Consider the following 13,591-nt stretch of genomic DNA (forward strand, 5'->3'; position numbering starts at 1 on the left):
TCTAACCTGTATATACAGGTTCGTCAACAAAAATAAAATTACTTCTTTTTCATTTCATGATATAGTCAAAAGGCAAAGTATATGGAAGGAGACGTTACAATGCTGCAAGTAAGATTAATGGGAAAACAAGAAGAAATTAATGAAGCAATCAAACAGTTTGAACAGAACTACCATATAGAACATCAGTCAAAAGAATATACGCGAAGCGCTAATCCAAAGTACGAGCGCAAAAAAGATACTCGGGTGTATCTTTCCATGCATCCTAAAAAATAATTTCCGGTTTATTTCAGAGAAGAATAGTAGCTTTTACAAACTAAAGGATTTATATTATAATTTCAGTATTTACTATAACATCCGATTTGTATTTAAAAATCAGAAAGAGGCTTAAAAATGGCATATAACGACATATCTCTTAGAGAGAAAAGTATTGTATTTATCGGCTTTATGGGGGTAGGAAAAACAACTATTGGAGAAATGGTTGCCAAAAAATTGTATAGAGATTTTGTTGATATAGATCAAGAAATCGAAAGAGAATTTAATATGCCTACTTCTCAGATTTTTAAAGAGCACGGTGAAACTTTCTTCAGACAAAAAGAAAAAGAAGTAATAAATCGACTTTCACAGCAGCGTTTAAAAATCATTTCTTTAGGGGGAGGCGCTTTTTTACAAGAAGAAATTCAAGAGATTTGTTTATCTAACTGCATCGTATTCTTTTTAGATTTATCTTGGGATTCTTGGAAAGAACGCATTAGTTTAATTATTGATAGCCGCCCTGTTTTACAAGGAAGAAGCTTAGAAGATATTGAAAAGCTATTTTACGATCGTCAAGCTATCTATTCCAATCACCATTCGAAAGTTGAAACTGATAATTTAGATATTGAAGAAGTAGCTAACTATATCGTTGATTCATTAAAAACAGCTTGGGACATTTATCAACCTTAATGAAATAAAAATTCGTTCCCTTAACAAGCCTTTACAAAAAAAGACGTAGCTTAATGCTACGTCTTTTTTCATCCCTAATGCGAACTCATATAAAAATTGATAAAAAAGGCAATTGTGATCACATACATCATCCAATGAATTTCGCGACGGCGTCCTGTAAACAGTTTAATCGCTGTGTATGAAATGAAGCCGAATGCTAAACCTTCTGCAATGCTGTAGGTTAACGGCATCATGACAATTGTTAAGAAAGCGGGAACAACTTCAGTAAAGTCGTCGAAGTTAACGTTTCGAATGTCACTCAGCATAAGCGAACCAATAATAATGAGTGCCGGAGCAGTAGCAACACTTGGGATAAATTGAATGAGCGGTGCAAAAAACAAGGTAAATATAAATAAGATGGCAACCGTTAATGCCTTTAAGCCGGTACGCCCTCCTTCTGCAATACCTGTTGCATTTTCAATATACGTATTTAACGCAGTGCTTCCAAAAATAGCACTCGCCATTGTACCGATTGAATCCGCTGCAAGCGCGCGATTTAAACCTGGAATTTTACCGTTTTTATCTACCAAGTTTGCTTTTTTAGATAATCCAATCAATGTCGCTAGCGTATCAAATAATTCTACGATGGTGAAAGAAAATACAACTGAAAAAATGCCGTAGGCAACTGCACCCTTTAAATCCATTTGAAAAAATGTTTCTCCAACGCTTGGCGGCGTAGCTGAAAAGACGTCTTTCAAGGAATGAGGAACTGCTTGTACTCCTACAATCATCGCTAATATTGTCGTAGCAAAAATACTTATAATGAGAGCGCCTTTTACATTTTTAGCCATCAGTACAGCTGCTAATATCAGCCCAAAAATAGCCAGTAAGGGACCTTTATCCATGACATTTCCAAGCCCTACAAAAGTAGACTCGTTTGCCACAACTAATCCAGCGTTTTTCAAACCGATAAACGCAACAAAAAGACCAATTCCAACTGCTATGGAAGACTTTAATACGTTCGGAATGGCATCAATAATCTTTCCGCGTATTCCTGTTACCGTTAAAACAAAAAATAAGACCCCGGATATAAAAACTGCTCCAAGTGCCGTTTGCCATGACAATCCTTGCCCTAATACTACTGAATACGTAAAAAACGCATTTAAACCCATCCCTGGACCGGTTACAATCGGGAAATTTGCCCATAGAGCCATCAGTAACGTACTAAATACAATGGCATAAATGGTAGCTGCAAGCGCCGCTTCGCGGGGGATACCCGCGTCAGACATGATAATGGGGTTGACAATTACCATATAACTGACCGTCATAAAAGTTGTAAGTCCTGCTAGTATTTCTTGTTTTGGTGTTGTGTTGCGCTCTGATAGTTTAAACAAGCGCTCTAATATTCCGTTACGCTCCAACACGCGCGCCTCCCTACTTCTAAAAAAAATAAAAAATCCTACCTATTCAAATGTCCTAAAAAAGACACGATTTAGGAGGATTTTACGTTGCAAAGTAAAATCTTTTGTCCTATTATAGTCTTAATTTGTAGATATGCAAAGGTAGAAAACGCTATCATTATAAAAATTTTTATCTTCCGTTAGTTTGGAATTTTGAAAATTTATTTCTCTTATCTTTTTAGTCTGTTGCAAGAGTACTCTTTTTACTCATTTATACAAAAAAGAGATTAAGACATCACTAAATAAATCCATTCTCAAGACAAATAAACAGATGAAACCTACGTTCACCTTGACAACAAAAAAACTCGAATTATTAATCAATAACTCCGATTAATAATTCGAGTTTTACTTTTGCTAAAATACTTTTATTCCAGCCTCTTCTTTGTTTTACATCTTATGAAATCAAAAGCGGGATTCTTTTTAAAAGACGATCAATCGAATGATTTGCTTCTTTCAATACAATTCCTTGGTCAATTGTTTTTAACACGCGATTTTCCATCACAATTTCTCCATCAACCATCGTTAATTCTACATCTCCTCGCGTTGCTGAATACACAACTCTGGAAATAGGGTCTACGCCGTAAGATGGAAAAGTATGAAGCTGATTTAAATTTAAAATAGCAAGATCCGCTTTTTTCCCGACCTCTAAACTTCCAATTTCTTTTTCAAGCCCGACTGCTTTCGCTCCGCCGATTGTAGCCATTTCTAGCACGTGCTTTGCATTCATGGCCGTTGGTCCGTGCGAGGGTTTATGAATCGTAGCGGCCAGCCTCATTTCGTTGAACATATCCAAATTATTATTACAAGGAGCACCGTCAGCGCCAAGACTTAAAAATACACCTTGCTCTAATAAACCGGGCACATCTGCGATTCCCGATGCAAGTTTTAAGTTTGAGCCTGGGCAATGACTAACTTTTACTCCTTGATTCTTAATAATTTGCTTTTCTTGATCATTTAGCCACACACAGTGCGCTAAAATAAGGCGTTCATTGGCTAATCCTAAATGATCTAAGTACATGATATTTCTCATACCCGTTTCAGCTTCTACGATGCGAATTTCTTCTTGATTCTCAGAAGCATGAGTATGTACATGGACATTATATGCAGCTGATAAATGGCTCACTTCACGCAGCAAATCTTCCGTACACGACAGCACAAATCTTGGGGAGAATGCGTATCGAATACGACTGTTATTTGAATTATGCCATTTTTCAAGCAGCTCTACACTTTCTTTGATCGAGTCAGCCGTTGTCTCCTGCAGAGCTTTTGGCAGATCATCGCCTTTTTTATCCATCATTACTTTTCCTGCAAGAGCTCGGATTCCACTTTGAGATATAGCTTGAAAAGCAGAGTCCGTATGATGAACAGTTTCCATATCTACAATTGTTGTAGTCCCGCTCTGAATGAGTTCGCCGATCCCTAACAGCGCTGAATAATAGATAGATTCTTCATCATGTGAAGCTTCAAGCGGCCATATTTTCTTCTTTAGCCAGTCTAGCAGCTCTAAATCATCTGCTTGCCCTCTAAAAAGCGTTTGACATAAATGGATATGAGTATGTATAAAGCCCGGCACAATCGTTTTATTTGCTGCGTCAATGACTTTATCTACCTTTTCCGGATGCAGGTTTTTCCCGATTGCTGCAATACGATTTCCAACAATATAAAGGTCACCGTAAATAATATCATTCTTCTCATTCATCGTAATAATCTCTGCATTTTTAATTAATGTGTGCGTCATACCTTCTTTCCCCTCTTTCGTAACATCTATCTATTTCTAGCTCAAGCCGAACACTAACATCTTCAAGCAATCTTTCTTACACTGTTCTTAAATATATATGGTGCATGCTCTGAGTTGAATAAGTGTAGGTAACCTCATGCGCGATAGAGAGTTTGGGTAAAAAAAATTCCTAGCTGATTATACAGCTAGGAGGTTGGATTTATGATAAAATCCCAAGTCCCTTTTTCAAGAGGTTATACGAAATCGCAGGAGAATAATGTGATCTTGTATTTATAATATGGTGTTTTCAGTCTATATACCAGCTTTTTGTCAGAAGTTCTAACATTGTTTTTTTATTCTTTTTTATTATGTAACTTTTCTTAACACCCTTATTTTTCATGTTATGCAATTTATTTTCGTTTCTTCTATGTAATATTTCCTAAAAATAAAGAATCTATCTTCTGTTTCTATACAAAACAGAAAAGTTATTTTATGATTTGTATGATTAAAAAACTACAAATCTATATTTTAGGGGTGATTAACTTGGAAAAAATAAATGTTGGCTGCCGTTTTACGCTTTCCGTTATGAGTGATAACTTTATCGATATTATTTTAGGCGCACTAAACGAAGTGGATATGTCTAAAGTTCAGCGAAAAACGGACCGTGTTAGTACGTTTATTGAAGGAAGTGCTAAAGACGTATTTGAAGTTGTGCAAGCCGTTTATAAAAGTGCTGGAAAATCAGGAAAGCATATTGTGCTGAATGCCACGTTTTCAACAGGGCAGCACGAAGAATATTTTGAAGAAAGAAAAATAAAACCAAAAGAAAACATATCTTCAAACCAACAGCTTTGTGCTTCGTTCCCTGTATCCACTCAATTTTCTTTGTATCCATTAGATACGCCGCATTATGTAGACATCATCAAAAGCGGAATTGGCGCAGTTAAACAACAGGGAGTATTTGCCGAAACCGTGCCTTTTGCAACAGCTTTAGAAGGAGATGTGGACAAAGTATTCACTTCTCTATACGAATGTTTTATGAAATCTGTACAGCAAGCTCGTGTCGTGATGACAGTTAATATGTCAGCACACAGTCCTTCTTCAAAACGATAAATTACTTCGTATCTATTTATAAAGATAGAATACTAGAAAGGATTTATATAAATATGGCTACAAAAAGAACGTTTTTTTCTTTTTTCCTGATAAGTGCGTTATTATGTCTATTAGTCGTACCAAACTCTGTTATGGCTAGTGAAAAACCTGCACATTTAACGGTTGCTTCTTACACGCAGTTCTTGAAAGCGCAAAGTGATAAAAGTTCACTGTATGAATTTTCAAAACTGTCGCGTCAACAAAAACAAAAAGTTGTACAATCACTAAAGGATCCATCTCTGTTAAAAATGGATATTGAAGAGACTAGCGGCACGGTCGAAGCTGCAAGTACAGCAGCATACGGAGTAAGAACGGCTTCACCTTTATTCAAAACAGCAGCTTATACGGCTTCTTATAAAGCGGCTGGATTTACAACAACAAAACTAACGGTGTATGTAGACTATTACACGAAAAACTCATCGGTGACTTCAGTCAAAAGTGTACGAGGCGTCGTCACGAAAAATGTAAACCCCCTTGTGTCTATTTCAAAAAAGAGCTCAAAATCTTGGGTGCAAAATAATCGAGCCTACGGGCGAATTGACTGGCAGTGGAAAATTGCAGCTAAAAATGCCGGAATCAAAAGACAAACTGCTTACGGTACAGCTTCCGGCGCTTCAGGCGGATCAACAGCTACAGTTAATTGATAAAGAGGAATAAATAATGAAAAAAATAATGTGGTGGATTGTTGGTATTACGATTGGGGTACTTTTACTAGGAATTATGGTAGGTTATTTATCATTTTACAGCATATAAAAACAGCAGGTAATTTCGCCTGCTGTTTTTTATCTAAATGTCATCTTCTTGTCATAAAATTAAAACCTCCACTTACAGTGTCTAAGTGCCTGTAAGAAGAGGTTGGGATCACAATTGTTAGTAAGCCTGGTCTCTTCTTATCTTTCAAGCACTGCTTGTGGGAGTTGGCACGGTTCTATAAAGTCCGTTGCCGAGGTTTCACAGGGCCTATCCCTCCACCTCTCTTGATAAGAAGTTTGTCGAATTTTGTTGATAATTGTTGATAAGATAAATATTATGTTACATGCTGCACAAACAGATGTCAACTACTTTTCAGAAAATTGTTTTCCCTCTAAAACTATGATATCGCTACCATTACTATGACAACTAGGTTACAAATATATAATTTTTTTATATTTTTTTATCACGCTTTTACAGCTGACTTTTTCTCAAAGGAAGTGATAGCCTCATCTAGCATACGAATGCCGGCATCTATCTGTTCTTTTGTTACAGTAAGCGGAGGTACCATGCGAATAACTTCACTTGCATTTCCGCAAAAATAAAATAACACACCTTTTTCTAAAGCTAAGTCTAAAATCTCGAATAAGGCGTCTCCATCGCCTTCTCCCGTATGCGGATTAACAATTTCAATTCCAATCATAAGTCCTAAACCACGGATATCCCCAATAATTGAATGTTTGTCCTTTAAAAGATGCAGCTTTTCTAACGCATAAGCGCCCATTTTTTTCGTGTTATCCAGCAGTTGTTCTTCTTTCATCACTTCAAGAGTTGCAAGTGCTGCTGAACATCCAATAGGATTTCCTCCAAATGTTGTACTATGTGTGCCAAGGGGCCACTGCTTCATTAATTCTTGAGAAGCTACCGTTGCACTAAGCGGAATTCCAGAAGCAATTCCTTTTGCTATAGCCATAATATCTGGCACGACATCAAACGTTTGTCCAGCAAACCATTCGCCGGTACGGCCAAATCCTGTTTGCACTTCATCGAAAATAAGTAATATTCCGTGACGATCACAAATCTCTCTTAACTTCTTCATCCAACTTTTCGGAGGAATAATATAGCCGCCTTCTCCTAATACTGGTTCCAAAATAACGGCCGCCACTTCTTCAGGCGTGACTTGGTGCTTAAAGAGTATTTCAAAATCTTTTTCAAGCTTTTCAGTAAAGTACACATCGCTGTCTAGCTCCGCAGGGCACTCTTTTGGATTCGCATATGGAATTTGATACGTCAGTCCTGAAGGCTGCTGAAATTGTCTATATTTGCTTTTCGAGGTTGTAACACTTAAAGCTCCCATCGAGCGGCCATGAAAACACCCTAAAAAAGAAATAACATACGGACGCTTTGTGACATGTCTCGCTAATTTCAAGGCTCCTTCAATTGCTTCGGTGCCACTATTTCCAAAGAAAAAGCAGTCTAAATTGCCCGGCGTTACTTTTCCTAGCTCATCGGCTAACTTTAGTATCGATTCGTACATAATAACACCTGAAGGACCGTGCAATAATTGATCTGCTCCGTCTTTGATTGCTTTTACTACTTTCGGATGTCTGTGTCCTACATTAGTCGTAGCGATTCCGGAAGTAAAATCGAGATATTCTTTACCATCCAATCCATAATAATAGCATCCTTCTTCTTTCACAACGGGCAAATTCGGATGGTCTTTAGCCATCGTCGGTGCTAGCAATTCAGGCATTCTTTCAAATAAGTGACTCCAATCTTTTGACATACTACATCCTCCTTGAAATTATACAAATCAATTAATCTTATTCCGAAATATAGTTACTTATTAAACAATATTAGGAAATTCAGTTATACTAAACGCTTTAATAGAATAGTAATAAAACTTATTTTACTATGCATTTTTATTAAAATCAATTGTATAAATATTTATATATGGAATTAATATGCGGAGTCTCATCCCTTCCGCTTTTCCCGCAGGAGTCTTCGCCTTGTCCCCCAATCAACAGCTAGAAGTACTTACATATATGAAACCTACGTTCACCATCACCATAAAAAAATCCGAACGATTAATCGTTCGGATTTCCCCTTAACTAAAATACTACTGCCACAGCCTCTTTAAGTATATTTATTCAAGATGTTTGGCATCATTGATCGTTTCAAGACGCCATTTTCCACTTTCATAAGCAAAAGTTGTAATCGATGTATTTTGTAAAACAGTAGTCCCTGTTCCTTGTTCTCCGCTTGTTACATGATGAATGAATGTATTAATTGCTGCCCCGTGACTAACAACTGCTACTTTCTTTCCGATAGACTTCTTCATAATTTCCGTTAACCGCTGAACCATCCGTTCTTGAGCCGCTTCGAGTGTTTCGATATTATATAAAGGCTCTTCTCCCCAATTTGTCGCATAGTTTGGCACAAGCTCATGCAGAACTTCTACGTTCTTTGATTCTAGTTCTCCAAAAGAGCGCTCACGCAGCTGCTCACAAACTTCCATTTTCTTTACTTTAGCAGCAGCTGCAATTTCCCTAGCGGTCTCCTGCGCGCGAAGCAAATCGCTTGTATAGATTACATCAATATGGATATCTCGAAAACGTTCCGCTACGCGTTTAGCTTGTTGCTTTCCCGCTTCGTTGAGCGGAATATCAGCATGCCCTTGAATAAGTTTGTTTTTATTCCAATCTGTTTGGCCGTGTCTAATTAAATAAAGCATCGTAATCCCCCTTTAATCCCGTTTTAAAAATTGATAGACAGCTTTATCAACCTCTGAGCTTTCATGTAAATCTGAATGTGCTTCATGAAACGTGTGGAGATGAATGTGTTCGGTGAACTCTTGCAGTCCGTACGCACTTTCTACTGTTACCACTCCATCTGTCTTATCTCCCACATCTCCTGCTCCTGAAAAAACGTCGATTTCTTTTGAGAAATCTTGACGACTTTCGTACAGCTTGTTTAACGCTATAGAGTGAAAAGCTAAATCACGAGCACCCATAGATTCAATATGATTGCGTGCATGAGGATACATCTCCATTAATTCCTGATAATCTAATCCTTGAATTGGCGATCCTAACGTAACTAACTTTTGAATATACTGAGGGTTAGACAAACTAACAGCTGCTGCTGTTACTCCTCCCATACTATGTCCAACTAAATCAACAGAAGATGCTTTATATGTATCACGTACATCTTGCATAATAGCTTCAATCCATTTTTGCTGCTGTGCAATACTGGCATCTGGCTTTTTAAAGACGATATGAATAAGCGGAAGTTTTCCCTCTTTTGCTTTCATAATGTGCTTCCACTGAATAGCTCCATCTTTTTGAACAACGCAGTAAGCTACTTTAGTTCCCCATCCGTTTTGTTCAAATCGTTTAATCATTTTCCCTAAGCTTTTTTGACTGCCTAAATAGCCATGAATAAATAAAACCGGCACATTTTTCGATTGGGCACCTCGTTTTATTTGTGGGGCAAAAATATAAAAACAAAGCGAAATAAATAGTATGATACTAATCAATAAAATTAACAGCCGCAAGTTCTCACCCTCCGATCGTCTGGTTCATTACACTCATTAATAAAAAAATTTGGAGTAAATTTTATTCTGATACGTCCTGTAAGCTGCAGAACTTGTCATCTTTTTCTTGTCAACGAGCTGCTCAAAGCGCAAACGCTTTTCCGTAAGCATCTCTGTTAGCCTTTGTTCTTCATTAGCATCCGTGCATATAGAAATCAATTCTTCTATTGTAGCCATATCTCGTTTCAGCTCTTGTTCATCCGTTATCATGTTTGCATTTTTTAATATCCTATACGCTTGGCGCAGTTCTTCAGGTATATGTGATAAATCTTCTAACTTTAATGGTTTTCCTTCCCCAGGCAGCTTATCAAAGTCACCGTCTTTTATTGCTTGTCTAATTCTTTCTTCAGCAATTATATACGCAATATCCAAGGAAAGACCTCCTTTAAGCAAATATAAAATTCAATCTTACCTTCTATATAAAAGATGTATAATAAACACAGCTTTTATAACCGTATTTTTTATTATACTATGATTATAAAATTTGAACTACCTTCACTTCTTGGATAGACTATCCTCTCTTTGTAAAATAATTTCCAGAGCTTCACTCCTTTCACTATCAAACTTTCTTGAGCAGTTTCTTAATTAGCTGAAATTCAATGAACGATTCTGCATCAGGTTTTGTTATCTTATCTTACTATATTTATACAAAAAAGCCTCCTTACGCATGTAAGGAGGTGGAAAAAGGTAATTCTAAGGTCATCATGTTATGCCTACTTTCTATAAAACCACATTTTGATAGCGTTTTCAATGTTTTTTATATTACTTTGCTAATTTTCTTTTCGTTTAATGAGGCTCCGTAAATATAACGAAGCCTCACCAAATTTCTACTCTTCTTTATCTGATGGAATCATAATTTCTCCTTCGTGCTCTTGTTTTTTCAAAAGCAGCTGGAGAATCGTTTTGGATAATTTACTAGGCTGATAGGGTTTAATCAGAAACTCACACACTCCAAGCTCTAACCCTTTGCTTCTTTCGTCTAAAGCAGATGAGATTAAAATAGGAATTTTTTCTGTCTCTGTATTTTCTTTGAGCTGTCTTAAAACATCCCAGCCGTCTAACTTATTTTCTCCTAACATAATATCTAGAACAACCACTTCAGGCTTTTGCTGATGAATAGAGTTTAATGCGTCTTCTCCATTGTTAAAATACCGAACGTGAAAACCGCTTTCTTTTAATTCTACCTGTAAAAGCGTCGCTAAACTTTTATCATCTTCTACAATCACTACGCTTTTACGGCTATCATTCGTATTTATCATCTCTTCATCGTACTGAACTTCATATAGAAGCGGGAGAACAACCGTGAATGTTGTTCCTTTTTTCCATTCCGATTGTACAGTAATGTCTCCGCCATGAGCTTTTACAATTTCTTTTACAATTGCTAATCCTAGACCTGTTCCGCCAATTTTGCGCATATCGGAGTTATCTACTCTGTAGAATTTGGTAAACAATTGACCTAGCGCTTTATTTGGTATACCAATCCCTTCATCTTGAATATCAATATAAACAGCGTGTTCCTTTTGATACACTTTAACTGTAACGTTCCCTCCATCGGGGGAATATTTCACTGCATTACTAATTACATTATTAAACAATTGCAGCAGCTTATCTTTATCTCCCATTACTGTAAAATGCTCTTGATCGGAAATCATATCAAATTCGTGCTTACTTGTTTGTATTTTCTGGACCTCAATCACCTGCTTAATAAGCGGCAGAATGTCTTGATACTTTTTATCGTAGGTTTGTTTCCCCGCTTCCATTCTTTGGACGTCCAGAAAATCGTTGATTAAAGATGTTAACCGCTGTGCTTCCTGATAAATAGTAGTTAAGTACTTCTTCTGTCTTTCTTCTTTTAATGTTTTGTTTAGCATAAGCTCAGTGAACCCTAATACACTTGCTAAAGGTGTGCGCAGTTCGTGACTCACAGTGCTTACAAATTCCGACTTCATCTGATCAACTTCAAATTCTTTCGTAATATCCCGATGAACGAACAATACGCCAAACATCTGACGGTTTCGATATACGTATTCGCTATAAACTTTTATAACTTTTCGCTTACCTTCCGTGTGCAGGTAATAAACAAAAGACTTTTCTACTTGCTCTCCCTTACAAATGGCTTCAACGTATTGTCTCAGCTGCTGTATATTTTCCACTTTTTGAGAAAGAGCATCTAGCCATTGATTGCAAGAGAGCTGAAGAAGCCCGCTTTGATGCTCATATTGAAACAATTCGCTAATCTTCGTATTCACTTGTAGAATCGTACCGCTTGTATCTACAAGCTGCATTCCTTCTTGAATCGAATTTAAAATATCTTGAGATAGCAATCGGTCATGCTCAGACTCTTCGTAAATATAAATTTTTTCAAGGGCAATCGTAATTTGTTTTGCCAGTATTTCAAATGTCTGTAATTCATGTTCTGTGTATTCATCCGCGTAGCGGCTGTAAAACATATAGGCTAGCATATCTCCCTGTGAAGAGAGCACCGGTACGATAACATCATACAAATAAAACGTTTGCTGATGATATAGGCGCTCATGTTCTATACACTCTCTTTTTACTACCATACATTTTTTCGTCTTTTGCACATGATCAACGTAATTATTATGAAGATTTACCACCATCTGTTGAACACTTGATGAAGATAGACCAAATGAAGCATGTGTCTTTTCATCGGCTAGCATAATAAACCCGTGATCAGCTTTCATCACCCGGCTCATGTTTGTGACAGCACTCGTGAGAACCTCTTGCTTGTGAAGAGAATTTGTTAGTCCATGCACAAATAAATTGCGCAATTCTAACTCCCCTTCTCGTTCCTTGGTCAATTCTAACGCGTGCTGAAGTTCATCTTGCTGACTGTGCAATTCATCTTGCTGTGCAATCAGCTCCTCATTTTGAGCCGTTAACTCCTGTTCATTATTTTGCAAAGTCGATACCATTTTGTAAAAGGCTTGAGATAGCATACCAATTTCATCTCTTCTATGTTCATCAAATGTCATAGGCATTTCTTTTCCGGCAGCAATTTCGCTTGCCGTATATGCGAGCTGACTCAGCGGCTTTACAAACTTATTTAGCAGTACCCGTGTAAGCAATAATAAAATGACCACTGTAAACGCTAAAAATAAAATAAAGAGCGTTTGACTTTTCTGCATGTCACTCGACGTATCATCGTACTGTGTATTTAAGTCTTTAGTTAATTCCTTTTGGTAGTCATCAAGTTCTTTTTGCATTTGTTCTATTGATTTAGAAGCAGCCTTCCGCTCAGGACTAGAGCGGACTCCTTCAATACCTTTTTTGTCGTAAATATCTTTAAAATAAGGAAGCGTTTGATTAAAATACGTGTTTAGCATCACCGTCGCTTCATTTACAAACGTACGCTCACGTCTATCTGCGGCTAGACCTGAAAGTCGATCAAGATTTTCTTCGATAATTTTTTGCTGACTTGCAGCCTCGTTATACATATCCTCTGAATCAAATGCAATAAACCCACGAGCCTGCAAAAAAGCCTTGTTCATTGATTTATCAATTGTAGATAGCAGCTGTGCCTTTTCCCGTACTTGTGCCCTGTACTGGGCATAATCAGCTGTAATTTCTTTTTGCCGTACAACAAGTACAGTTGAACCCGCCGCAAAAGCAAGTAAAAGGATACTTGCTAAGAGGATGAACTGGATTGAGATACTTTTTCGTTTTAGTTTATTGTTCATCTAAAATTTCCTCGACACGTTCGGCTAGCAATAGGGGACTAAACGGCTTAGACATAAAATACGCAGCCCCTGCTTCTAACACTCGGCTTTGATCAGCAGCTTGATTCTTAGCTGAAAGCATCAATACTTTTGTATGGCGCTTATCTTTCATTTCTTTCAGCTGTTGAATGACTTCAAGCCCGGTGAACACGGGCATCATATAATCCAAAATAATTAAGTCAAAATCACGTTCTTTAATAAATTCCAAAGCTTCTTCGCCATTTTCTGCTTCCGTCACATCATGTCCTTCATCTTCAAGGGTATCTACCACTAGCATACGAAGCACTTCTTCATCTTCTGCTAATAAAATTTTTGCCAT

Annotated in this window: 12 protein-coding genes and 1 riboswitch; of the genes, 4 read left to right on the top strand and 8 right to left on the bottom strand. The window is 37.2% G+C overall.

The annotated features are described in order from the left end of the window. The first annotated feature begins 99 nt into the window (after positions 1-99). A complete protein-coding gene (locus ACFX4R_RS08320) occupies positions 100-273 on the top strand; it encodes a YvzF family protein (protein ID WP_080781634.1) in 174 nt (57 codons plus the stop codon). A 117-nt stretch (positions 274-390) separates the two neighbouring features. After that, positions 391-942, top strand: coding sequence for a shikimate kinase (locus ACFX4R_RS08325; RefSeq protein ID WP_025749688.1), 552 nt, complete (start codon positions 391-393; stop codon positions 940-942). Between the two features lie 74 nt (positions 943-1,016). Here the strand turns inward: ACFX4R_RS08325 and ACFX4R_RS08330 are convergent, their stop codons facing one another. Next, positions 1,017-2,342, bottom strand: coding sequence for an NCS2 family permease (locus ACFX4R_RS08330; protein ID WP_028407655.1), 1,326 nt, complete (start codon positions 2,340-2,342; stop codon positions 1,017-1,019). Between the two features lie 433 nt (positions 2,343-2,775). Further along, positions 2,776-4,119, bottom strand: coding sequence for a 5'-deoxyadenosine deaminase (locus tag ACFX4R_RS08335; RefSeq protein ID WP_043980115.1), 1,344 nt, complete (start codon positions 4,117-4,119; stop codon positions 2,776-2,778). A 513-nt stretch (positions 4,120-4,632) separates the two neighbouring features. Here ACFX4R_RS08335 and ACFX4R_RS08340 point away from each other — a divergent pair. Together ACFX4R_RS08340 and ACFX4R_RS08345 are read left to right on the top strand one after the other, a co-directional pair. After that, a complete protein-coding gene (locus ACFX4R_RS08340) occupies positions 4,633-5,211 on the top strand; it encodes a YkoF family thiamine/hydroxymethylpyrimidine-binding protein (RefSeq protein WP_377569458.1) in 579 nt (192 codons plus the stop codon). Positions 5,212-5,264: 53 nt separating this feature from the next. Further along, on the top strand, positions 5,265-5,894 hold the full coding sequence (locus ACFX4R_RS08345) for a hypothetical protein (protein WP_043980119.1): 630 nt from the start codon (positions 5,265-5,267) through the stop codon (positions 5,892-5,894). 243 nt (positions 5,895-6,137) lie between these two features. Then, positions 6,138-6,237, bottom strand: a riboswitch (SAM riboswitch). A 169-nt stretch (positions 6,238-6,406) separates the two neighbouring features. On the opposite strand, the gene ACFX4R_RS08350 is transcribed toward ACFX4R_RS08345, so the two are convergent. From ACFX4R_RS08350 to ACFX4R_RS08375, 6 genes are all read right to left on the bottom strand, one after another. Next, on the bottom strand, positions 6,407-7,726 hold the full coding sequence (locus ACFX4R_RS08350) for an aspartate aminotransferase family protein (RefSeq protein WP_025749693.1): 1,320 nt from the start codon (positions 7,724-7,726) through the stop codon (positions 6,407-6,409). A 360-nt stretch (positions 7,727-8,086) separates the two neighbouring features. Next, entirely contained in the window at positions 8,087-8,674 is a 588-nt protein-coding gene (locus ACFX4R_RS08355; RefSeq protein WP_043980122.1) for a histidine phosphatase family protein, read from the bottom strand. Between the two features lie 12 nt (positions 8,675-8,686). Beyond that, positions 8,687-9,493 carry an alpha/beta fold hydrolase gene (locus ACFX4R_RS08360; protein ID WP_043980124.1) on the bottom strand — a complete coding sequence of 269 codons (807 nt, stop codon included), beginning with the start codon at positions 9,491-9,493 and terminating at the stop codon, positions 8,687-8,689. A 36-nt stretch (positions 9,494-9,529) separates the two neighbouring features. Next, positions 9,530-9,904: a DnaJ family domain-containing protein gene (locus ACFX4R_RS08365; RefSeq protein ID WP_043980127.1), complete on the bottom strand. Its 375-nt coding sequence runs from the start codon at positions 9,902-9,904 to the stop codon at positions 9,530-9,532. Positions 9,905-10,359: 455 nt separating this feature from the next. Then, positions 10,360-13,233: an ATP-binding protein gene (locus ACFX4R_RS08370; protein ID WP_377569344.1), complete on the bottom strand. Its 2,874-nt coding sequence runs from the start codon at positions 13,231-13,233 to the stop codon at positions 10,360-10,362. Beyond that, complete coding sequence (locus ACFX4R_RS08375) at positions 13,223-13,591, bottom strand: response regulator transcription factor (RefSeq protein ID WP_025749698.1); 369 nt, start codon at positions 13,589-13,591, stop codon at positions 13,223-13,225. The genes ACFX4R_RS08370 and ACFX4R_RS08375 overlap by 11 nt, the downstream gene beginning before the upstream one ends.

The organism is Priestia sp. YIM B13490, from assembly GCF_042787735.1.
Classification (GTDB): domain Bacteria; phylum Bacillota; class Bacilli; order Bacillales; family Bacillaceae_H; genus Priestia; species Priestia megaterium.